Genomic DNA, 19,634 nt, shown 5'->3' with positions numbered 1-19,634 from the left:
GGGATTGGATATGACGCTACTGTTCATCGACAGCTTCGACCACTACGCAACGGCCGATATCACCAAGAAGTGGACTTCGAATTCAGGCACTACATCCATCAGCGCCAGCGGCGGGCGACGTGGTGGAGGAGCGGCATCTTTGGACCCTGGCGCAAGTTTGAGCAAGGCGGTGCCGGCTGCGTCGGCCTTCGTGGTGGGGGCGGCCTTCAATTTTGCGGGATATGGCGCTAGCTCGAACGGCATTCTCATGCGTCTTTACGACGCGGGTGCTGCACAGTGCGAACTCCGCATGAATCCTGATGGCACGCTGTCTGTCACGCGCAACGGGGCTGCGGTGACAGGCGGCACGTCAGCTAGTCCGCTTCCATTGAACGTTTATAACTATATCGAGTGGAAGATCACGATTGCGGACTCAATCGCGGCCAACTCCTGCAAGGTGCGCGTGAACGGGGTTGACTGGATTACGGTTGCGACAGGCCAAGACCTGAAGGCCACTGCGAACGCTTCAGCCAATCAAGTCAACATCGGCGCTCCAGTAAGCGGAGGGGGTTTTAGTCTAGACGACCTTTACATCTGCAATCAAAGTGGGTCGGCAAACAATGACTTTCTCGGGGACGTGCGGATCGACGCGGTGTACCCGACCTCTGATGGTGCCAATACCGGCATGACCCCCAGCACGGGCACCACCCACTATTCGTTGGTCGATGACGCCACGCCGAACACCACGGATTACGTGGAGAGCAGCATTGCCGGACAGAAGGACACCTATGGTATGGGCGATATCACGCACACACCGGTGTCGATCTTTGGCACCCAGATCAACATCGCAGCACTTAAGGATGATGCGGGTGCGCGGTCGATCAAGGCAGTAACGCGATCCGGCGGAACGGACTACAGCGGCTCATCTCAGGCATTGGGGACTGGTCAGCTCTACTACAGCGAAATCCGCGAGACGGATCCAGCCACTAGCGCCGCGTGGACCAAGACCAACTTGAACGCAGCCGAGTTCGGGGCGGAGTGCGTGTAAATGACGGTCGCCCGCAACTCGCAGACCGTAGTCGAGGTCATCTCAAACGCCAGCCCAAATGGGCGGGTGAGTCAGGAAGTCGTCGAGGTGCTGTCGAACGCCAATCCGAAAGGGCGCATATCGCAGGTTGTGGTCGAGGTCATTTCGTTGTCGCCAGCGGTATCTGTGGTGCAGCAACCGGTAGTGATGATTTGCACATGAAAAGCGAATGAAGTACCGCCCACGGGCGGCTTAGACGGGGATCAACACCATGAACGAAGAGAACTTTCAGGCGTTGGTGGCACGGGTCGACACGATCGAGTCAGAGCTGAAGCTCAACACGGAGGCAACCGCCCGAGTCGAGTCGAACACCGCCGACATTGTCGAGGCGTTCCAGGCGGCGGCCGGTGCGTTCAAGGCGCTGAACTGGATCGGCAAGGCCGTGCGGCCGGTCGGGTATATCGCCGCGGCGGTGTCGGGCATCGTGGCCGCCTGGTCGACGGTCAAGGGGGTCTGGAAATGAACCCCGCGCTGCGCAACCGGCTGGTGGCTGTCGTCGGGGTGGTGGCCGCTGCCGTCCTGATGAAGGTAGTGCCAGCGAACGAGGGCACCGTTTACAAGACCTACCGCGACATTGGCGGCGTGCTTACCTACTGCACCGGCGCGACGGAAGACGCGATCTGGGGCAAGACATACACGCCGAACGAGTGCGCCGCCAAATTGGACGCCGACCTCGCGCGGCATGCCGAGGGCGTAATGGGGTGCGTGCACGTGCCGCTGACCGATGGGCAGAAGGTGGCGTTCGTCGATACCGCCTACAACATCGGCGTGGAGGCGTTCTGCGGCAGCAGCATGGCACGCAAGGCGAACGCGGGCGATATGGCCGGCGCGTGTGCGGCGCTGTCACTCTGGGTCAACGTCAAAGGCAAGGTGGTGCGTGGGCTCGTGGCGCGGCGCCAGATCGCGCGCGCATATTGCGAGGGGAGGATGGCAGTATGAGCGCGCTATCCAGGGTATTGCGCGAGCCCTCGCCGGGTTTGCTTTCCTTCTGGTGTCCGGGCTGCGGGCAGTCGCACGAGATCCAGCATGGGGCCGGGCCCGGGCCACGCTGGGGCTGGAATGGCGATGTCGATCGACCCACCTTCACGCCGTCGGTACTGGTGCGCTCTGGTCACTACGTGCAAGGGTACGACGGACGCGGGTGTTGGTGCGACCTCAATGCCGAGATGAAGGCCAACGGTGAGGATCCGAGTGGCTTCAATTGTGAGGTCTGCCACACGTTCGTGACGGACGGCCAGATCCAATACCTGGGTGATTGCACGCACACCTTGGCAGGCCAGACGGTGCCGATGGTCGGTTTCCCGGAGGGCTGGGGATGTTGATGCCGATGAGGATCCCGTGGCGCGCAGTCGGCGTCGGCCTGCTGGCCGCAGCGCTGCTCGCCGCCGGCTGGGTCGCCAACGGCTGGCGCTTGGGTGGCGAGATTGAGCATATGAAGACCGAACGGGAGAGGGCAGCCAAGTCGGCCGCCCTCGACCAGGTCAAGGCCGTCGACGCCGCACGCCTGGAGGAACAACGCCGCACGGCGGCGCAAACGGAGGTTGCTAATGCCGCAACGAAGGAACTTGAGGCTGCGCGTAACGACGCTCGCAGTGCTGGCGACGCTGCTAACAGGCTGCGCGCCCGCGTTGCCGACCTACTCGCAGCGGGCAGAGCCGGCCAGAATCCCGCCGCTGCCGGCGCAGGCCAGACAGCCTTCGATCCCATCGGAATGCTTGCCGACGTGCTTGAAAGGGCTGACCGCCGCGCGGGAATCCTGGCTGAATACGCAGACACCGCCCGTATCGCCGGCCAAGCCTGCGAGCGGTCATACGATGCCCTGACTGGTGGGGTGAGGCCGGGAGAGGGATCATGAAGCGCTACCTCTGGAACTTGCTCATCTCACTGGACCAGCTCGCCAACACCATCCTGGCCGGTAGCCCAGACGAGACGATCTCAAGCCGGGCCGGCAAGGCCATGCAGCAGGGGAGGAGATGGGGCTGCATCCTCTGCAAATTCCTGAGTTGGTTCGAGCGCGATCACTGCGCAAGGTCCATTGAGGCGGACGAGGGTGACGACGCGGCAGTGAGCGCCGAATAGAAAAAGCCCTCGGCCAGGGTAAGCGTGGGCTTGAAGTGGAGGCGCGCATGTCGCAGTCGCGCGCTTTCTTGCATCCCTCGAAATAGGGGGGGGCTATAGGGGCAACTGACCTTCAACGCTTGCCGGTGGCTCCTTGGGGCGGCGCACGATGGGCGCCGGCTCTGCCGCCATCTGGTCAGATGGGTATAGCGTCATGAAGCTGCGAGCTACCTCCGGCTCGCGGCAGTCCAGCCAGTCGCCCCACTGGTGCCGCGGCACGATCACTACGGATCGCTTTTCCTTGCCCGGAGCATGCATCCGGCTCATCACCGGGTGCTTATCGGCATTCACCGTCAGCATGGTGAACGAATAGGTGCCATCTGGCCAGTCCCTCCACAGGCCGGCGATCCCAAACGCCGGCTCGTCGGGCAGCCTGATCCGGTACCGCGTCGACTTGGGCCCGGCCTCATAGTTCGGCTCATATACGGCCGTGGCCGGCACCAAGCACAGCTGCCCCTTCTTCCATGGCCCGCTGAAGCTACGCTTCTCGCCGACTGTCTCCGACCTCGCATTCATCGTGTCGAATGGCCGGACGCCCTGAGGAATGCGCGAGCGCGGTACGAACCCGAAGGTGGCCAGGACGCTGTCCCGCCGGCCGTCGCCATTGGCGCGCACGATCGGCGCCGCATAGTCCGGCCAAGTCTCGGGCTTCCACTCGGCCGGCGGCGGCTCGACCCCAAAGACATCCCGCAGAAGCTGGCGCTGCACTGGAGCGTAATTCGTGCACATCCTAGTCTCCTATCCCTTGGGCTGGTGCCGGTCCTTCCGCTCGCTGGCCTTAGCCGCGCGCTGCTGCTCGGCTTCGTGTTCTTCCATCCACCGCTGGGCGCCCTGCAGATACGGCTCGTTCTTGAGTTCGTCGCGCAGGTGCCACAGAACCATATCGCGGGTCGAGCCGCCGAGGTAGCCCTGGGTAGGAAAAAACGTTTGGAATTGCCAGGCGCGCCGGACGATGTTCTGCAGGCGCTTCACCTCCCAAAGTAGGGCATGCACCTCGGGAGATCTATTTCTGGCCCACATATCCCGCAGCTCGTCGTCGTCCAGCGGGGGCCTGAGCAGGTCAGAGTAGGGGTCGTTGATCATGGTCGCATACTGTATGGATATACAGTATAGGCGTCTAGCGCCGCGGTGGGAATATGCAGTTCTGGTATCAAGTTTCTTTGGAACTTGGTAAAATCGCCCTAGGCACAGAGCGGGTGGCAGGGTTGGTCGGTTTCCAAAGAAACACGATAAGTCAATGATTACATTGAACTTTGAACAAGGATTGTGATTCCTGTCGTCGTGGGTTCGAGTCCCATCAGCCACCCCAAAGCATTTTCCAGAACGGCGCCTCTCGAGGGCGCCGTTTTGCATTCCCCGGGGGTGGTATGTCTGTTCGAGCGGCAGTGGTTGGCGTAGCGATGGCAGCCATGGTGGCAGGGTGTGCCACCGGTACTTCTGAAAAGGACATTCGCGCGCGTGCGCCTATGCGCTTGTTCACGCCCGCCCAGATGGGTGATGTTGCGAAATGCCTGCGCAACAATCTGGGCGATGACGCCGCGGTCGTCAACTATCCGGCGAAGAGCCAGACTGAGATCCGCATCGGCCAGACCACGTCTGGCGGTGAATACCAATACGCCTATCTGATTTCGCTGACGGCGAAGCCGGATGGTACGGCGCTGGAGCTGCGCAAGAGCGATACGTGGTTCCCGCAGCTGACGCCGACGGAGCTGGAAGCCGAAGCCAAGGCGTGTGCGCCGCGTAGCTGAGGGCGGGGGCCGCAGCTGCGCGGATAAAGCCGGCAGATTTCAAGCGGCCAGCTTTTCGGCGGTTTCGAGTTCAAGCATGCGGCAGATCGCCGCCATGCTGCCGACCATGGTGCGGCGCTGCGTACCCTGGTAGACGCGTACGCCCTTGCTCTGGCGGAATGGCACGGGCTTGACCGGGCGACGGGCGGCGACTTGGTGGATTTGCGGCATGGTGGCACCTCTTTTAGGCAAAGCGGGGTCAACACCCGGCAAGCCGGGTGGCGTCTGCAAAGCAATGGAAGCGGGTGGGCGCGCGCAGGCTGGCGGCCTGCGGTGCCCGGCTAGAAGCCGGAAGATCGGATCAGTCCGACGGCGATGCCTTCCAGCGAGAACTCCTCGCCAGGCTCCACGATGATGTTGGTGAAGTCCGGGTTTTCTGCGATCAGTTCGATATGGCCACCGCGCCGCTGCAGGCGTTTGACGGTGACGTCATCACCCAGGCGCGCCACCACGATCTTGCCGTTGGCGGCTTCGCTGGCGCGGCGCACTGCCAGCAGGTCGCCATCGAGGATGCCGGCATCGCGCATGCTCAGGCCGCGCACGCGCAGCAGGTAATCGGGGCGTTCGTCGAAGACCGAGGCGTCGACCTGGTACTGGCGGTCGATATGCTCGGCGGCGAGTATCGGGCTGCCGGCAGCAACGCGACCCACCAGCGGCAGCGTCAGCTGCATCACGCCGGCCATTGGCAACGAAAACTGGTCGGGCATTTCCGAATCGCTGCGAGCCACTTTCAGGCGGATGCCACGTGAGGCGCCCGGCGTCAGTTCGATCACGCCCTTGCGTGCCAGCGCCCTCAGGTGTTCTTCCGCGGCATTGGGCGAGGAGAAGCCGAACTCTGCAGCGATTTCGGCGCGCGTGGGCGGAAAGCCGGTATGGCGGATCGTGTTGCGGATCAGGTCGAAAATCTGCTGCTGCCGGGGTGTCAGGGTCGCCATGGGATCGCCGTTCCGTGCAGGGCCGCGGGGATTACGGGTAAGGGATCGGCCGATCCTTTATCCTGCATCCGGCTGGCCAGGCACTGTATGTTTAAACAGTATGCTGTGATTTTATACAGTATCGACCTGAGCGCAAGCAGAATTTTTTGGGGCGTGTCGCATGGGCGGAATGTGGATCGCCAGCGCGGGCCGGCGGCGAGGCGGGGCGCGCCCGTTACAATCGACATTCCTGCTTCCACACTTTCCTTGCACGCCCCCATGACCCAATTGCCTCGCATCGTCGTACTGGCCACCGGCGGCACCATTGCTGGCGCGGCCGGCAACTCCGCCAGCAGCGCGCGCTACCAGGCGGCGACTGTGCCGGTGTCGTCGTTGCTGGCAGCGGTGCCCGCGCTGCAGTCGGCGGCTCGCATCGAAGCCGAGCAGGTGGCCCAGGTCGACAGCAAGGACATGACCTTCACGCTCTGGCAAACGCTGGCGGCGCGGGTTGAGCACTGGTCCGCGCAGCCCGACGTGGCCGGCATCGTGATCACGCACGGCACCGATACGCTGGAAGAAACCGCGATGGCGCTGCACCTGACGCAATCGTGTCCGGTGCCGGTGGTGATGACGGCGGCAATGCGGCCGTCGACGTCGCTGTCGGCCGATGGCCCGCTGAACCTGCTGGATGCGGTGCGCGTGGCCGCCCATCCCGATGCGCGCGGCAAGGGTGTGCTGGTGGTGCTGAACCAGCAGATCCACGCTGCGCGGGATGTGGCCAAGGCTCACACGTCGGCGGTGGACGCCTTTGTCTCGGCCTGCGGGCCGCTGGGTTTCGTGCAGGACGACTACGTGCGCTTCGCCCGCGCGCCACGCGCGGCCTGGGTGATCGGGCCGATGCCGGCGGCGTGGCCGATGGTGGAGATCGTGGCGAGCTACGCGCAGCCGGGCAGGGTGGCAGTGGATGCGCTGGTCCGCGCGGGTGTTGCCGGGCTGGTGGTGGCTGCCGCCGGCAATGGCTCGGTGCATGAGGTGCTGGCCGAGGCGCTGGCCGATGCCGCTGCCGCGGGCGTGGCCGTGGTGCGCAGTTCCCGCACCGGGGCCGGCCATGTGGCGATTCCGCCCCAACTCAGCCCGACGGATGGGGCTTTTGTTTCCGCAACGGACCTCAATCCCTATAAGGCGCGCGTGCTGCTGGCCCTGGCGCTGGCAGCCGATGCGGGGCTGGCGCGGGATCCGGCAAGGCTGCAGGCCGTGTTTGCCAACGCCTGATTTGCCTATGTAAACAGCGGCTTGCGCGCTTGCTGCTATGCGCGCTATAATTTAAGGCTATTCAACCTTGCCACACCGGACTCGTGACGCCCGGGTGGCTAATCCAAAAGGAGCGTCAATGCGTCATTACGAAATCGTCTTCATCGTCCACCCGGACCAGAGCGAACAAGTGCCGGCCATGATCGAGCGCTACAAGCAGCTCGTGACCTCGCAGAACGGCAACGTTCACCGCGTGGAAGACTGGGGCCGTCGCCAGATGGCTTACATGATCCAGAAGCTGGCCAAGGCTCACTACGTTTGCCTGAACATCGAATGCGGCAAGGAAACGCTGGCTGAACTGGAACACGCGTTCAAGTTCAACGACGCCGTCCTGCGCCACCTGATCGTGCAGACCAAGAAGGCCGAGACCGCACCTTCGCCGATGATGAAGGAAGTGCAGCGCGAAGAAGCCCGCAAGGCCGCGCAAACGACCACCGAAGGCCAGGCCGCCTGAGTGCGGACTGCGGTGCGCGCCATGGCTGACAGCGTCGGCCACGGCAGCATGGCTTGCAACCAGCAAGAGGCCCCGCGTTGAACCAGCTTCGGCTTGCCGCCACCCTGGCGGAACGCGATGCCCTGCGCTATACCCCGGCCGGGGTCCCCGTCGTGAACTGCATACTGCAGTACAGCGGCGAGGCCGTCGAGGCGCAAACGCCGCGGCAGGTCGAGTTTGCAATCGCAGCGATGGGGATCGGACAGGTTGGCCAGCGTCTGGAGCGGTTACCGCTCGGCACGCTGCTCGACTGCGAAGGATTCCTGGCCCGCAGGCACCGCAACAGCAAGGCTCTCGTCTTTCACATCACTGGATGTAAAGCATTCGAAAAGGATTGAATCATGGCATTCGTCAAACGTGACAACAAGAACAAGAAGCGCTTCCAGCAACAGAACCCGCTGTTCAAGCGCAAGCGCTTCTGCCGCTTCACCGTGGCTGGCGTGGAACAGATCGACTACAAGGATCTGGACACCCTGAAGGACTTCATCGGCGACAACGGCAAGATCACGCCGGCCCGCCTGACCGGTACCAAGGCTCACTATCAGCGTCAGCTGGATACGGCCATCAAGCGTGCGCGTTTCCTCGCGCTGATGCCGTACACCGACCTGCACAAGAACTGATCAGGCCCTAGGTCCGTTAAGGAGAGAATACGATGCAAATTATTCTGCTGGAAAAAGTCATCAACCTGGGCAACCTGGGTGACATCGTCAAGGTGAAGGACGGTTACGCCCGTAACTTCCTGATCCCGGGCAAGAAGGCCCGCCGCGCTACGCAAACCGCGATCGCCGAATTCGAAGTCAAGCGCGCCGAGCTGGAAAAGGCCGCTGCCGAGAAGCTGGCCGCCGCGCAAGCCGAAGGCGAGAAGCTGAACGGCCTGAGCGTCCAGATCAGCCAGAAGTCGGGCGTGGACGGCCGCCTGTTCGGTTCCGTGACCAACGCCGACATCGCTGAAGCCCTGGCTGCCCAAGGCTTCAAGCTGGAAAAGGCCCAGGTTCGCATGCCGAACGGCCCGCTGAAGATGGTGGGCGACCACCCGGTCAGCGTTGCGCTGCACACGGACGTCGTGGTCGACGTGACCGTGTCGGTTGTGGGCGAGAGCGTCTAAGGACGTGCCGCCTTGCCGGCGCGCTGCGCCGGCTGAAGCACCGCAAGCACTGCAAGCAAGAAAGGCAGGAGCCCAGGCTCCTGCCTTTTTTGTTGCCCGCTTGTCTTTGCAGGCCCCATCGCCAAATGTACGGCGAAGTGCGTCCACCCGCCGGTATAATCCCTCCCCATGAACGCGCCTGTCGCCGACCCCCAACTCGAGAACCTCAAGGTCCCGCCGCATTCCATCGAAGCCGAGCAATCGGTGCTGGGTGGCCTGCTGCTGGACAACGCCGCCTGGGACCGCATTGCGGACTTCATTTCCGAGGCGGATTTCTACCGTTTTGACCACCGGATGATCTTCCAGAGCATCGCCCGGTTGATCTCGGCCACCAAGCCGGCCGACGTGATCACGGTCTATGAAATGCTGCAGGTGGCCGGCAAGGCCGAGGAGGTGGGCGGGCTCGCCTACCTGAACTCGCTGGCGCAGAACACGCCCAGCGCGGCCAATATCCGCCGCTACGCGGAGATCGTGCGTGAGCGCTCGGTGCTGCGCAAGCTGGTGACGGCGGCCGACGATATCGCCTCGGCTGCGTTCGCGCCCAAGGGCCGCGAGGTGCGCGAGCTGCTGGATGAGGCCGAGTCCAAGGTCTTTGCGATTGCCGAGGAAGGCTCGCGCGGCCAGAAGGGCTTCCAGGAAATCCAGCCGCTGCTGACCCAGGTGGTCGAGCGCATCGACGAGCTGTACCACCGCGATTCCACCACCGACGTCACCGGCGTTCCGACCGGCTTCATTGACCTGGACAAGATGACCAGCGGCATGCAGCCGGGCGACCTGGTCATCGTGGCCGGCCGCCCGTCGATGGGCAAGACGGCGTTCTCGCTGAACATCGGCGAGCACGTGGCGGTGGAGCAGGGCTTGCCGGTGGCAGTGTTCTCGATGGAAATGGCGGGCACCCAGCTGGCCATGCGTATGCTCGGCTCGGTCGGCCGCCTCGACCAGCATCGGCTGCGCACGGGCCGCCTGCTGGATGAAGACTGGCCGCGGCTGACGCATGCGATCCAGCGCATGAACGACACCCAGCTGTTCATCGACGAAACCCCGGCGCTGAACCCGATGGAGCTGCGTGCCCGTTCGCGGCGCCTGGCGCGCCAGTGCGGGCAGCTTGGCCTGATCATCATCGATTACCTCCAGCTGATGTCAGGCTCGGGCGGCGGCGAGAACCGCGCCACGGAAATTTCCGAAATCTCCCGTTCGCTCAAGGGCCTGGCCAAGGAACTCAACTGTCCGGTGATTGCACTGTCGCAGCTGAATCGAAGCCTGGAACAGCGTCCCAACAAGCGTCCGGTGATGTCCGACCTGCGCGAATCCGGCGCTATCGAACAGGATGCCGACGTGATCCTGTTCATCTACCGCGACGAAGTCTATAACGCGGACTCACAGGACAAGGGCACGGCCGAAATCATTATCGGCAAGCAGCGTAACGGCCCGATCGGCACGGTGCGCCTGACCTTCCTGGGCCAGTTCACGAAGTTCGACAACTTCAGCGGCGGCCCGGCTTTCTTCGACAACGATACCTGACGAAGTCAAGCCAGCCTGCAATCGTCTGTGCGGCGCCGTCTTGTTTGCGCCAAATTCGCGGGCAATGTCCCTGTAACCCTGTAAAATATTGCGCTTTGATGACAGTCGCCACCCGCGACTGTCATGCAACGCGTCCGCTCAATCCTGCAACACAATCAGCAGCGTCACCACGCTGCCACAAGGAACATTCCATGTTCGGCCGATTCATGCCCACGGAGGGCAAGTTCTTCGAATATTTCAACCAGCATGCCGACTGCGCGGTGACCGCCGCCCATGAGCTCCAGGCACTGGTTAACGACTTGCCCAACGCCGAGGCCCATGCGCGCCGCGTCCAGGCCACCGAAAAGAAGGCCGACCGGATCACGCACGACACCATCGACCTGCTGCACAAGACCTTCATCACGCCGCTGGACCGCGACGAAATCCACAAGCTCATCACGACCATGGACGACATCCTGGACCTGATGGAAGACGTGGCCGAGACCATCTCGCTGTATGACGTGACCAACCTGACCGACGAGGCGCTGCGCCTGGCGGCCATCTGCGTGCAGTGCTGCGACCAGGTCAAGATCGCGGTGGGCCTGCTCGAGGACATGGGCAACGCCAGCACCATCCTGAAGACCGCCCAGCAGATCGACCAGCTTGAGTCTGAAGCCGACCGCGTGATGCGCTCGGCGATGTCCAAGCTGTTCCGCGACGAGACCGACGTCAAGCGCCTGATCAAGCTGAAGGCCATCTACGAACAGCTCGAGACGATCACCGACAAGTGCGAGGACGTCGCCAACATCATCGAAGGCATCGTTCTGGAAAACGCCTGAGGCGGCAATCGGCATGCAGACCATACAAATGAGCCTGTGGGTGATCGCCTTGCTGGTGGCGCTCGCGCTGCTGTTCGACTTCATGAACGGCTTCCACGACGCGGCCAACTCGATCGCCACGGTGGTGTCCACCGGCGTGCTCAAGCCGCACCACGCGGTGGCAATGGCGGCGATGTGCAACGTCGTCGCAATCTTTGTCTTTCACCTGAAGGTGGCGGCCACGGTTGGGACCGGCACCATCGACGTCAATATCGTCGACCACTACGTGATATTCGGGGCCCTGGTCGGGGCCATCGCCTGGAACGTCATCACCTGGTACTACGGCATCCCGTCGTCGTCGTCGCACGCGCTGATCGGCGGGCTGGTGGGCGCGGCGGTGGCCAAGGCCGGCACCGGCGCGCTGGTGGGCAGCGGCCTGCTGAAGACCGTGGCGTTCATCCTGGTCTCGCCGTTGCTGGGCTTCCTGCTCGGTTCGCTGATGATGGTGATGGTTGGCTGGACCTTCTTCCGCACGCCGCCGTCGCGGGTGGACCGCTGGTTCCGCCGGCTGCAGCTGGTCTCGGCCTCGCTGTACAGCCTGGGCCACGGCGGCAATGACGCGCAGAAGACCATCGGCATCATCTGGATGCTGCTGATCGCCAGCGGCCATGTGGTGGCCGGCGGCCAGNGGCGGGCGGCCAGCCGCCGACCTGGGTGATCGTCAGCTGCTACGTGGCCATCGGCATGGGCACGCTGTTCGGGGGCTGGCGGATCGTGCGCACCATGGGCCAGAAGATCACCAAGCTCAAGCCGGTCGGCGGCTTCTGCGCCGAGACGGGCGGGGCGATTACGCTGTTCTTTGCCTCGGCGCTGGGCGTGCCGGTATCGACCACGCATACCATCACCGGCGCCATCGTCGGCGTCGGCTCGGCGCAGAAGATGTCGGCGGTGCGTTGGGGCGTGGCCGGCAATATCGTCTGGGCCTGGGTGCTGACGATCCCGGCGTCGGCCTTCATGGCGGCGATCGCATGGTGGATCGGGCGGCATATCCTGTAAGGCAGGGGCCGCCGTACCAACAAAAAGCCAGGCTGATGCCTGGCTTTTTGTTTGGGCGCTTCACTGGTTGGCGAAGGCCGCGATGGGATCGTCGCCGACCGGAAGCGGTGCCGGGGCCGGCGCGGGCTCAGGCAGCGGTGGCGCGGCAGGGGGTGCCACCGGCGCTGGCGGCTGGTTGGCCGCTGCAACCACGCGGCGCGCGCCGTTGTAGCGCGAGGCCCAGTAAGGCTTGCCCATGTCCTCCAGCCGGACCGTGCCGCCGGACGACGGCGCATGGACAAAGCGGTTCTGTCCGACGTAGATGCCCACGTGCGAATTGGCGCGGCCGGTGGTGTTGAAGAACACCAGGTCGCCGGATGCCACTTCGCTGCGGTCCAGCGAGCTGCCGCGGACGCCCATCGCCTCGGTCGTGCGCGGCAGGTTCACATTGGCCGCGCGCGACACCACGTAGCGCACCAGCCCGCTGCAGTCGAAGCCGGAGTCCGGCGTATTGCCGCCGTAGCGATAGGGTGTGCCGACCAGGGACATCGCCTGGATCGAAATCTCTTCCAGTCCGGCGCTGGGATCGATCATGGGCTTGCCCGGCGTGCGCGGCAGGCCGGCGTGGCGGGAGGGCGGGGAACTGGCGCAGGCCGCCAGCAACAGGGCGGTGGCGCAGAGCAGCGGCAGCCGGACCTGGACAAGCAGGCCCTGCGCACGCAATGGATGGGAAGAGATTCGGGTACGGCGCAATGGCATCCTGGGTTTCCGGTCGCCGGCCTGCCGGCGCACCGGAAGCCTTGCCGCTACCAGCGTAGCTGGGCGTTGCGCGTACCGGTGCTGACCTTGATGGACTTGGCCTGGCCCTTGTAACTGGCCTCGATATTGTAGCTGCCTTCGGGCGCACGTATCAGGCAGCGCGGGCCGGCGGCGAGGAAGCTGGCGACTTCCTGCTCGTCGCGCACCAGCCTGACCGCCACGTCCGACAGGAATTCACCGTTCGCACCCTGGGTGAACAGGATGCCCATGTTGAAGTCCTTTTCCTTCGCGGCCAGCGCCTGGCGCTCGTCCTCGGCGACACCGCCGCAGACGTAGCTGACCGGGCCCATGGTGCGGATCACCATTTCTTCGGCGGCGGCATGGGCCGGGCGCCAGCTGGCGGCCAGCGCGATGCCGGCGGCTGCCAGCATGGCCAGCGCAAGGCGCCGCCTGTGCTGGCTGCGGGCGACGGCAGGCGCATGCCTGCCGGGCAGATGCTGGGTATTCATCGACGCCTCCAGTGGGGATGCGGGGCAACGGCAAACATGGGCCATCATAGCCCCAAAGTGCTTGCCGTTGACGACGGCGCTCAGGTACTGCGGGCGCGCCCCCCCACCGGCAGGGCGCGCCCCAGGCTGCCAGTGTCAGAGCACGTCGCCGGCGTGATCGGCCAGGCGCGAGCGTTCGCCGCGCGCCAGCGTGATATGGCCGCTGTGGCTCCAGCCCTTGAAGCGGTCGACCACGTAGGTCAGGCCCGACGAACCCTCGGTCAGGTACGGCGTGTCGATCTGCGCGATATTGCCCAGGCAGATGATCTTGGTACCCGGGCCGGCGCGCGTCACCAGCGTCTTCATCTGCTTGGGCGTCAGGTTCTGCGCCTCGTCGATGATGACGAACTTGTTGACGAAGGTGCGCCCCCGCATGAAGTTCATGCTCTTGACCTTGATGCGCGACCGGATCAGCTCCTGCGTGGCGGCGCGGCCCCAGTCGCCGGCGCTGTCGTCGCTCTTCTGCAGCACCTCGAGGTTGTCGTCGAACGCGCCCATCCAGGGCTGCATCTTCTCTTCCTCGGTGCCGGGCAGGAAGCCGATGTCTTCGCCCACCGGCACCGTGGCGCGCGTGACGATGATCTCGTTGTACTGCTTCTGGTCCAGCACCTGTTCCAGGCCGGCCGCCAGCGCCAGCAGGGTCTTGCCGGTACCGGCCTGCCCAAGCAGCGTGACGAAGTCGATGTCCGGGTTCATCAGCAGGTTGAGCGCGAAGTTCTGCTCGCGGTTGCGGGCGGTCACGCTCCACACATTGTTCTTGTGGTGTGTGTAGTCCTTGAGCGTCTGCAGCAGCGCGGTCTTGCCGTTGATCTCCTTGACCTGCGCGTACAGCGGCAGGCTGCCGTCGACCGGTTCCAGGTAGACGAACTGGTTGACCAGGAACGACGGCACCAGCGGGCCGGTGAGCCGGTAGAACATGGCGCCGGACTTCGGGTCCTGCCAGCTTTCCACGCCCTTGCCGTGCCTGGTCCAGAAGTCGCCGGGCAGCTGCAGCACGCCGGCGTAGAGCAGGTCCTTGTCTTCCAGGACCTGGTCGTTGAAGTAGTCTTCGGCCGGCAGGCCCAGCGCGCGCGCCTTGATGCGCATGTTGATGTCTTTCGACACCAGCACGACCTGGCGCTCGGGGTACTGCTGCTGCAGCGCGCTGACCACGCCCAGGATCTGGTTGTCGGCCTTGCCCTGCGGCAGGCCTTCAGGCAGCTTGATGTCGTTCAGGCGCGTCTGGAAGAACAGCTTGCCCTGCGCGTCGCGGTTGCCCAGCTTGGCCAGCGGCAGGCCTTCGTCGAGCACGCCGTCGGTGCCGCCCACCAGCGAATCGAGCGTGCGGCTGACCATGCGCGCGTTGCGCGCGACTTCGCTCATGCCCTTCTTGTGGTTGTCCAGCTCTTCGAGCGTCATCATCGGCAGATAGATGTCGTGTTCCTCGAAGCGGAACAGCGAGGCCGGGTCGTGCATCAGCACGTTGGTGTCGAGCACGAACAGCTTGCTCGGGCCTTCGGACTTGCGGGCGCGGCGCGTGGGGCCGGTGGACGGCTTGACCAGGCTGACCGGTGCGGCATTGACGGCAGGCGTCGATACGGCCGGGGTCTCTGTGCTGCGGGCGCGGGTGCCACCGGTGGCGCGGGCCTGGACCTCAGGCACCTCGGTGTCGCCGGTTTCCAGCAATGCCACGCGCTCGAGCGCCGGCACAGGTTTCTTGCCCTGTGTGGCGGCTTTGGCCTTGGGCACCGCGGAGACCGGAGCAAACTCGCTCGGATCCAGCAATTGGGCAGGCTTGGCGGGCATGGTAGGCAGCGGCATGCTTGGCTTTCCTTTCAGGGGGACAAGAAGGGGGCGAGGGTGTCCGTGCCGCGACGCCGCGATACGTCGGAGACGGCGTGGCGGCCGATGGCCGGGGCATGCATGCGCGAGGCTCCCGGCGCGGACAGGCATGAGGACAGACGCGGTTGCAAACAAAAAAGCCGCCATGCCTGCATAACAGGANCTGCATAACAGGATTGGCGGCTCTTTTGCGGACTGCCGACACGGCAGGTCCGCTACCGGCCTGTGGCGCGAATCGCCTGGGCCGGGGAGTCGAAACAGCGTGGCATCCGGAATCTGAACTCATTACGGGCCAATGTATCCGAAGGTTTTGGGTTTGGCAATTGGGTTTGCCAACGGCTTGTTGCGACACAGCACGGCCGGGCTGGCGTCCGTGTCGTGGCAAGGCCGATACCGACGCGATACCTCAGAGCCCGCGCACGATTTCCAGGACTTCGTCAACATGGTTCGGCACCTTGATGCCGCGCAGTTCGTGGCGCAGGATGCCCTTGCCGTCGATGATGAAGGTGCTGCGCTCGATGCCCCGGTGCTCCTTGCCATAGAGCTTTTTCATCTTGATGACATCGAACAGCGTGCACACGGCTTCGTCGGCGTCGGAGATCAGCTCGAAGGGCAGCTCAAGCTTGGCCTTGAAGTTCTCGTGCGAGCGGATGCTGTCGCGCGAGATGCCGAACACCTGCACGCCGGCTTTCTGGAAATCCTCATACTGGTCGCGGAAGTTCATGGCCTCCGTGGTGCAACCCGGCGTGTTGTCCTTCGGGTAGAAGTACAGCACCACCGTCTTGCCGCGGTAGTCGGCAAGGCGGAAGGTGGCGTCGCCGGTCATCGGCGCGCTGAAGTCGGGTACGGCCTTGTTCAGACTGACGGTCATGCTTGTGGCTCCTGGGGGAGGGGCAGGGGATCGGAAGAATCGGGTGAGGGGGCTGCCACCATGGCGGGGCAGATTGGGGCGCCCTGCCGGACTTCAAGCGTGGCGCCGGCTCAACTTTTGCAAAGATCAGGTGGCTTCGGGTTCGAGCAGCAGCACCGCTGCCACCTTGCGGCCTTCCGCCATCAGGATGTTGTAGGTGCGGCAGGCGGCCTGCAGGTCCATGGCGTCCACCCCGACATGGCGGCGCGACAGCGACGCGGTCAGGCGCGGGTGCGGGAAGCGCAGCCGCGAGCCGGTGCCGAGCAGCACCACTTCGGGTCCGAGTTCCACCAACTGCTCGAAATGCGCGGGCTCCAGGTCTTCGAAGCGGCTGACCGGCCAGGGCCGGATCTCGCCCTCGGGCATGACCAGGAGCGAGTTGGTGTGACGGACGAGGTTGATCTCGATGTAGCCCGGCCCGTAGGCCGTGACGGTATTGAGCGACTGGGGCTGGTCGGCGTGGAGTTTCACTTGGAGGCCTCTGCGGCGGCCGCCACGGGCTGGCGGGCCGGCCCGTGGGGCGGATGGCCGGCACCCCGGGCGGGTACGGTGTGGACGACAGGATGGACGACAGTGCGCAGGCGCCTGGCGTGTGCGCGGCAAGCGCACGCTGCAATGCAAGAATCCCTGCCGAAGTCTGTCATAATCCGATAAATTATAGCTTTTGCCTCCCTGTCTGCCACGTTCGCGTTGCATTGCAGCGGACGTCGCCCCGGCGCGGGGCTTCCGCACGGGGCTCGGCATTAATTCAGATTCGCCCAGATTCCCTGTCCGGTGCCGCCGACGCGGCACGCTACGCTTGCCCGACATCGCCGTGAAACCCATCCAGAAATCCAACAAACTCAATAACGTTTGCTACGACATCCGCGGACCGGTGCTGGAAAAGGCCAAGCAGATGGAGGAAGAAGGGCACAAGATCATCAAGCTGAATATCGGCAACCTGGCCGTGTTCGGCTTTGACGCCCCGGAAGAGATTCAGCAGGACATGATGCGAAACCTGCCAAATTCGGCAGGTTATTCTGATTCCAAGGGTATTTTCGCCGCGCGCAAGGCGATCATGCACTATACCCAGCAAAAAAATATCGAAGGCGTTGGCCTGGACGATATTTATGTGGGCAACGGTGCCTCCGAACTGATCGTGATGGCCGTAAACGCGCTGCTCAATGCCGGCGACGAAGTGCTGGTGCCGGCGCCGGACTACCCGCTGTGGACCGCCGCGGTGAGCCTCTCGGGCGGCACGCCGGTGCACTATATCTGCGACGAGTCCAACGATTGGATGCCCGACCCGGCCGATATCCGCGCGCGCATCACGCCGCATACCAAGGCCATCGTCATCATCAACCCGAACAACCCCACCGGGGCGCTGTATTCGGATGAACTGCTGCTCGAGATCGTTTCCATCGCGCGCGAGCACGGCCTGATCATCTATGCGGACGAGATCTACGACAAGGTCCTGTACGACGGCCACACCCACACCTCGATCGCCTCGCTCTCGACCGATGTGCTGACGGTGACCTTCAACGGCCTGTCGAAGAACTACCGCTCGTGCGGCTACCGGGCCGGCTGGATGGTGGTGTCGGGCGACAAGCGCCCGGCCATCGACTACATCGAAGGCCTGAACATGCTGTCGTCGATGCGCCTGTGCGCCAACGTGCCGGGCCAGTGGGCGATCCAGACCGCGCTGGGCGGCTACCAGAGCATCAACGACCTGGTCAACGAAGGCGGGCGCCTGCGCCGCCAGCGCGACCTGGCCTACGAGCTGATCACCGCGATCCCGGGCGTCACCTGCGTCAAGCCCAAGGCGGCGCTGTACCTGTTCCCCAAGCTTGACCTGTCGATGTACCCGGTGCAGGACGACCAGGAGTTCATCTATGAACTGCTGCAGGAGTCCAAGGTTCTGCTGGTGCAGGGCTCGGGCTTCAACTGGGCCAAGCCCGACCATTTCCGCATCGTGTTCCTGCCGCACGAGGAAGACCTGCGCGAGGCCATCGGCCGCATCGCGCGCTTCCTCGAGGCGTACCGAAAACGCCACGGCAAGGCAGCGGCCTGATTTCGCGGGCCGCGCCGCAATTCATCCTTAGCAACTCAGAAGATTGTCCATGAACCCCATCAAAGTTGGCCTGCTCGGCATCGGTACCGTCGGTAGCGGCACGTTCAACGTGCTCAAGCGCAATCAGGAAGAAATTCGCCGCCGCGCCGGCCGCGGCATCGAGATTGCCATCGTGGCCGATCTCAACACCGAACGCGCGCGCGAGCTGACCAACGGGGAAGTGGAGATCGTCAGCGATGCCAACGAGGTGGTCAACTGCCCCGACATCGACATCGTCATCGAACTGATCGGCGGCTACGGCATCGCACGCGAGCTGGTGCTCAAGGCGATCGAGAACGGCAAGCACGTGGTCACCGCCAACAAGGCGCTGCTGGCCGTGCACGGCAACGAGATCTTCGAAGCCGCGCGCCGCAAGGGCGTGATCGTGGCGTTCGAGGCTGCTGTCGCCGGCGGCATCCCCATCATCAAGGCGCTGCGCGAAGGCCTGACCGCCAACCGCATCCAGTGGATCGCCGGCATCATCAACGGCACCACCAACTTCATCCTGTCCGAGATGCGCGACAAGGGCCTGGATTTCGACGTGGTGCTGAAGGAAGCGCAGCAGCTCGGCTACGCCGAAGCCGACCCGACCTTCGACATCGAAGGCGTCGATGCCGCGCACAAGGTCACGCTGATGAGCGCGATCGCCTTCGGCATGCCGGTGCAGTTCGACAAGGCCCACGTGGAAGGCATCACCAAGCTGTCGGCCATCGACATCAAGTACGCCGAGGAACTGGGCTACCGCATCAAGCTGCTGGGCATCACCCGCCGCCGCGACGACGGCGTCGAGCTGCGCGTGCATCCGACGCTGGTGCCGGCCTCGCGCCTGATCGCCAACGTCGAAGGCGCAATGAACGCGGTGCTGGTGCAGGGCGATGCCGTGGGCGCGACGCTGTACTACGGCAAGGGCGCCGGCGCCGAGCCGACCGCCTCGGCCGTGATTGCCGACCTGGTCGACGTGACCCGCCTGCATACTGCCGACCCCAACCATCGCGTGCCGCACCTGGCGTTCCAGCCGGATGAGCTGTCGAGCGTGCCGGTGCTGCCGATCGAAGAGATCAACAGCTCGTACTACCTGCGCATGCGCGTGGCCGACGAGACCGGCGTGCTGGCCGAGATCACCCGCATCCTGGCCGAGGGCGGCATCTCGATCGACGCCATGCTGCAGAAGGAATCGCGCGAAGGCGAACCGCAGACCGACATCATCATCCTCACGCACATCACGCGCGAGAAGCACGTCAATGCCGCCATCGCCAAGATCGAGGCGCTGCCCACCGTGCTGTCCGACGTGACGCGCCTGCGCATGGAAGAACTGAACTAA

26 protein-coding genes and 1 pseudogene are annotated in these 19,634 nt (G+C 64.2%); 18 read left to right on the top strand and 9 right to left on the bottom strand.

Annotated elements, in window-relative coordinates; translation table 11 throughout:
* Window positions 1–10: 10 nt before the first annotated feature.
* Genes CF68_RS18995 through CF68_RS18965 form a run of 7 tightly spaced genes read left to right on the top strand, consistent with a single transcriptional unit; the run spans window position 11 to window position 3,145 of the window.
* Window positions 11–1,027, top strand: a complete 1,017-nt coding sequence (locus tag CF68_RS18995) for a hypothetical protein (RefSeq protein ID WP_035821650.1) — start codon at window positions 11–13, stop codon at window positions 1,025–1,027.
* On the top strand, window positions 1,028–1,228 hold the full coding sequence (locus CF68_RS18990; protein ID WP_035821648.1) for a hypothetical protein: 201 nt from the start codon (window positions 1,028–1,030) through the stop codon (window positions 1,226–1,228).
* Between the two features lie 49 nt (window positions 1,229–1,277).
* The gene (locus tag CF68_RS18985) at window positions 1,278–1,529 is read left to right on the top strand and encodes a hypothetical protein (RefSeq protein ID WP_035821646.1); all 252 of its coding nucleotides are present in this window, start codon (window positions 1,278–1,280) and stop codon (window positions 1,527–1,529) included.
* On the top strand, window positions 1,526–2,005 hold the full coding sequence (locus CF68_RS18980; RefSeq protein WP_035821644.1) for a lysozyme: 480 nt from the start codon (window positions 1,526–1,528) through the stop codon (window positions 2,003–2,005). Before CF68_RS18985 ends, CF68_RS18980 begins: the two co-directional genes overlap by 4 nt.
* Window positions 2,002–2,388, top strand: coding sequence for a DUF6527 family protein (locus tag CF68_RS18975; protein ID WP_035821642.1), 387 nt, complete (start codon window positions 2,002–2,004; stop codon window positions 2,386–2,388). Before CF68_RS18980 ends, CF68_RS18975 begins: the two co-directional genes overlap by 4 nt.
* Window positions 2,382–2,921 (top strand): DUF2514 family protein, encoded by a 540-nt coding sequence (locus tag CF68_RS18970; RefSeq protein ID WP_051591584.1) that lies wholly within the window; start codon window positions 2,382–2,384, stop codon window positions 2,919–2,921. The genes CF68_RS18975 and CF68_RS18970 overlap by 7 nt, the downstream gene beginning before the upstream one ends.
* Window positions 2,918–3,145, top strand: a complete 228-nt coding sequence (locus CF68_RS18965) for a hypothetical protein (RefSeq protein ID WP_035821640.1) — start codon at window positions 2,918–2,920, stop codon at window positions 3,143–3,145. The genes CF68_RS18970 and CF68_RS18965 overlap by 4 nt, the downstream gene beginning before the upstream one ends.
* A 93-nt stretch (window positions 3,146–3,238) precedes the next feature.
* Here CF68_RS18965 and CF68_RS18960 read toward each other — a convergent pair whose 3' ends face one another.
* Together CF68_RS18960 and CF68_RS18955 are read right to left on the bottom strand one after the other, a co-directional pair.
* Window positions 3,239–3,913 (bottom strand): SOS response-associated peptidase, encoded by a 675-nt coding sequence (locus CF68_RS18960; RefSeq protein WP_035821638.1) that lies wholly within the window; start codon window positions 3,911–3,913, stop codon window positions 3,239–3,241.
* A 9-nt stretch (window positions 3,914–3,922) separates the two neighbouring features.
* Window positions 3,923–4,267 (bottom strand): hypothetical protein, encoded by a 345-nt coding sequence (locus CF68_RS18955; protein ID WP_035821636.1) that lies wholly within the window; start codon window positions 4,265–4,267, stop codon window positions 3,923–3,925.
* Between the two features lie 317 nt (window positions 4,268–4,584).
* On the opposite strand from CF68_RS18955, the gene CF68_RS18950 reads away from it, so the two are divergent.
* On the top strand, window positions 4,585–4,932 hold the full coding sequence (locus CF68_RS18950; RefSeq protein ID WP_235205816.1) for a hypothetical protein: 348 nt from the start codon (window positions 4,585–4,587) through the stop codon (window positions 4,930–4,932).
* Between the two features lie 39 nt (window positions 4,933–4,971).
* Here the strand turns inward: CF68_RS18950 and CF68_RS37745 are convergent, their stop codons facing one another.
* Both CF68_RS37745 and lexA read right to left on the bottom strand, forming a co-directional pair.
* Window positions 4,972–5,142: a hypothetical protein gene (locus tag CF68_RS37745; RefSeq protein WP_010809510.1), complete on the bottom strand. Its 171-nt coding sequence runs from the start codon at window positions 5,140–5,142 to the stop codon at window positions 4,972–4,974.
* A 110-nt stretch (window positions 5,143–5,252) separates the two neighbouring features.
* Window positions 5,253–5,906, bottom strand: coding sequence for a transcriptional repressor LexA (gene lexA, locus CF68_RS18945; RefSeq protein WP_035821632.1), 654 nt, complete (start codon window positions 5,904–5,906; stop codon window positions 5,253–5,255).
* Between the two features lie 258 nt (window positions 5,907–6,164).
* On the opposite strand from lexA, the gene CF68_RS18940 reads away from it, so the two are divergent.
* From CF68_RS18940 to CF68_RS18905, 8 genes and pseudogenes are all read left to right on the top strand, one after another.
* Window positions 6,165–7,157, top strand: coding sequence for an asparaginase (locus tag CF68_RS18940; protein ID WP_035821630.1), 993 nt, complete (start codon window positions 6,165–6,167; stop codon window positions 7,155–7,157).
* A gap of 118 nt (window positions 7,158–7,275) precedes the next feature.
* The gene (gene rpsF, locus CF68_RS18935; RefSeq protein WP_010809513.1) at window positions 7,276–7,650 is read left to right on the top strand and encodes a 30S ribosomal protein S6; all 375 of its coding nucleotides are present in this window, start codon (window positions 7,276–7,278) and stop codon (window positions 7,648–7,650) included.
* 77 nt (window positions 7,651–7,727) lie between these two features.
* Window positions 7,728–8,027, top strand: a complete 300-nt coding sequence (gene priB, locus CF68_RS18930; protein WP_013957140.1) for a primosomal replication protein N — start codon at window positions 7,728–7,730, stop codon at window positions 8,025–8,027.
* 3 nt (window positions 8,028–8,030) lie between these two features.
* Window positions 8,031–8,309 carry a 30S ribosomal protein S18 gene (rpsR, locus tag CF68_RS18925; RefSeq protein WP_006163606.1) on the top strand — a complete coding sequence of 93 codons (279 nt, stop codon included), beginning with the start codon at window positions 8,031–8,033 and terminating at the stop codon, window positions 8,307–8,309.
* A 32-nt stretch (window positions 8,310–8,341) separates the two neighbouring features.
* Window positions 8,342–8,794 carry a 50S ribosomal protein L9 gene (rplI, locus tag CF68_RS18920; RefSeq protein ID WP_035821627.1) on the top strand — a complete coding sequence of 151 codons (453 nt, stop codon included), beginning with the start codon at window positions 8,342–8,344 and terminating at the stop codon, window positions 8,792–8,794.
* A gap of 168 nt (window positions 8,795–8,962) precedes the next feature.
* Complete coding sequence (locus CF68_RS18915) at window positions 8,963–10,354, top strand: replicative DNA helicase (RefSeq protein ID WP_013957138.1); 1,392 nt, start codon at window positions 8,963–8,965, stop codon at window positions 10,352–10,354.
* 191 nt (window positions 10,355–10,545) lie between these two features.
* A complete protein-coding gene (locus CF68_RS18910; RefSeq protein WP_010809517.1) occupies window positions 10,546–11,172 on the top strand; it encodes a DUF47 domain-containing protein in 627 nt (208 codons plus the stop codon).
* Window positions 11,173–11,185: 13 nt separating this feature from the next.
* Window positions 11,186–12,207 (top strand): annotated as a pseudogene (locus tag CF68_RS18905) (anion permease).
* Between the two features lie 60 nt (window positions 12,208–12,267).
* On the opposite strand, the gene CF68_RS18900 reads toward CF68_RS18905, so the two are convergent.
* The 5 genes from CF68_RS18900 to CF68_RS18880 all read right to left on the bottom strand — a co-directional run bounded on the left by CF68_RS18900 (window position 12,268) and on the right by CF68_RS18880 (window position 16,695).
* Window positions 12,268–12,945, bottom strand: a complete 678-nt coding sequence (locus CF68_RS18900) for a C40 family peptidase (protein WP_035821625.1) — start codon at window positions 12,943–12,945, stop codon at window positions 12,268–12,270.
* 47 nt (window positions 12,946–12,992) lie between these two features.
* A complete protein-coding gene (locus tag CF68_RS18895; protein ID WP_035821623.1) occupies window positions 12,993–13,454 on the bottom strand; it encodes a hypothetical protein in 462 nt (153 codons plus the stop codon).
* A 135-nt stretch (window positions 13,455–13,589) separates the two neighbouring features.
* Window positions 13,590–15,293 carry a PhoH family protein gene (locus tag CF68_RS18890; RefSeq protein ID WP_035821621.1) on the bottom strand — a complete coding sequence of 568 codons (1,704 nt, stop codon included), beginning with the start codon at window positions 15,291–15,293 and terminating at the stop codon, window positions 13,590–13,592.
* A 427-nt stretch (window positions 15,294–15,720) separates the two neighbouring features.
* Entirely contained in the window at window positions 15,721–16,185 is a 465-nt protein-coding gene (locus CF68_RS18885) for a peroxiredoxin (RefSeq protein WP_018309169.1), read from the bottom strand.
* Between the two features lie 126 nt (window positions 16,186–16,311).
* Complete coding sequence (locus CF68_RS18880) at window positions 16,312–16,695, bottom strand: Mth938-like domain-containing protein (protein ID WP_035821618.1); 384 nt, start codon at window positions 16,693–16,695, stop codon at window positions 16,312–16,314.
* A 343-nt stretch (window positions 16,696–17,038) separates the two neighbouring features.
* Between CF68_RS18880 and CF68_RS18875 the strand changes: the two genes are divergently transcribed.
* Both CF68_RS18875 and CF68_RS18870 read left to right on the top strand, forming a co-directional pair.
* Entirely contained in the window at window positions 17,039–18,274 is a 1,236-nt protein-coding gene (locus CF68_RS18875; RefSeq protein ID WP_035821822.1) for a pyridoxal phosphate-dependent aminotransferase, read from the top strand.
* A 49-nt stretch (window positions 18,275–18,323) separates the two neighbouring features.
* Window positions 18,324–19,634, top strand: coding sequence for a homoserine dehydrogenase (locus tag CF68_RS18870; RefSeq protein ID WP_035821616.1), 1,311 nt, complete (start codon window positions 18,324–18,326; stop codon window positions 19,632–19,634).

This window comes from Cupriavidus sp. SK-4, from assembly GCF_000611125.1.
Classification (GTDB): domain Bacteria; phylum Pseudomonadota; class Gammaproteobacteria; order Burkholderiales; family Burkholderiaceae; genus Cupriavidus; species Cupriavidus necator.
The sequence above is the reverse complement of the archived record's forward strand: the minus strand, read 5'-3'. Positions and strand labels throughout refer to the sequence as shown.

Coding starts and splice junctions, on each gene's coding strand:
- CF68_RS18985 (WP_035821646.1), top strand. CDS start 1,278: ATGAACGAAGAGAACTTTCAGGCGTTGGTGGCACGGGTCGACACGATC.
- rpsR (WP_006163606.1), top strand. CDS start 8,031: ATGGCATTCGTCAAACGTGACAACAAGAACAAGAAGCGCTTCCAGCAA.
- CF68_RS18890 (WP_035821621.1), bottom strand. CDS start 15,293: ATGCCGCTGCCTACCATGCCCGCCAAGCCTGCCCAATTGCTGGATCCG.
- CF68_RS18990 (WP_035821648.1), top strand. CDS start 1,028: ATGACGGTCGCCCGCAACTCGCAGACCGTAGTCGAGGTCATCTCAAAC.
- CF68_RS18885 (WP_018309169.1), bottom strand. CDS start 16,185: ATGACCGTCAGTCTGAACAAGGCCGTACCCGACTTCAGCGCGCCGATG.
- CF68_RS18970 (WP_051591584.1), top strand. CDS start 2,382: ATGTTGATGCCGATGAGGATCCCGTGGCGCGCAGTCGGCGTCGGCCTG.
- CF68_RS18965 (WP_035821640.1), top strand. CDS start 2,918: ATGAAGCGCTACCTCTGGAACTTGCTCATCTCACTGGACCAGCTCGCC.
- lexA (WP_035821632.1), bottom strand. CDS start 5,906: ATGGCGACCCTGACACCCCGGCAGCAGCAGATTTTCGACCTGATCCGC.
- CF68_RS18980 (WP_035821644.1), top strand. CDS start 1,526: ATGAACCCCGCGCTGCGCAACCGGCTGGTGGCTGTCGTCGGGGTGGTG.
- CF68_RS18960 (WP_035821638.1), bottom strand. CDS start 3,913: ATGTGCACGAATTACGCTCCAGTGCAGCGCCAGCTTCTGCGGGATGTC.
- CF68_RS18910 (WP_010809517.1), top strand. CDS start 10,546: ATGTTCGGCCGATTCATGCCCACGGAGGGCAAGTTCTTCGAATATTTC.
- rplI (WP_035821627.1), top strand. CDS start 8,342: ATGCAAATTATTCTGCTGGAAAAAGTCATCAACCTGGGCAACCTGGGT.
- CF68_RS37745 (WP_010809510.1), bottom strand. CDS start 5,142: ATGCCGCAAATCCACCAAGTCGCCGCCCGTCGCCCGGTCAAGCCCGTG.
- CF68_RS18870 (WP_035821616.1), top strand. CDS start 18,324: ATGAACCCCATCAAAGTTGGCCTGCTCGGCATCGGTACCGTCGGTAGC.
- CF68_RS18895 (WP_035821623.1), bottom strand. CDS start 13,454: ATGAATACCCAGCATCTGCCCGGCAGGCATGCGCCTGCCGTCGCCCGC.
- CF68_RS18955 (WP_035821636.1), bottom strand. CDS start 4,267: ATGATCAACGACCCCTACTCTGACCTGCTCAGGCCCCCGCTGGACGAC.
- rpsF (WP_010809513.1), top strand. CDS start 7,276: ATGCGTCATTACGAAATCGTCTTCATCGTCCACCCGGACCAGAGCGAA.
- CF68_RS18975 (WP_035821642.1), top strand. CDS start 2,002: ATGAGCGCGCTATCCAGGGTATTGCGCGAGCCCTCGCCGGGTTTGCTT.
- CF68_RS18915 (WP_013957138.1), top strand. CDS start 8,963: ATGAACGCGCCTGTCGCCGACCCCCAACTCGAGAACCTCAAGGTCCCG.
- CF68_RS18940 (WP_035821630.1), top strand. CDS start 6,165: ATGACCCAATTGCCTCGCATCGTCGTACTGGCCACCGGCGGCACCATT.
- CF68_RS18900 (WP_035821625.1), bottom strand. CDS start 12,945: ATGCCATTGCGCCGTACCCGAATCTCTTCCCATCCATTGCGTGCGCAG.
- CF68_RS18995 (WP_035821650.1), top strand. CDS start 11: ATGACGCTACTGTTCATCGACAGCTTCGACCACTACGCAACGGCCGAT.
- CF68_RS18950 (WP_235205816.1), top strand. CDS start 4,585: ATGGCAGCCATGGTGGCAGGGTGTGCCACCGGTACTTCTGAAAAGGAC.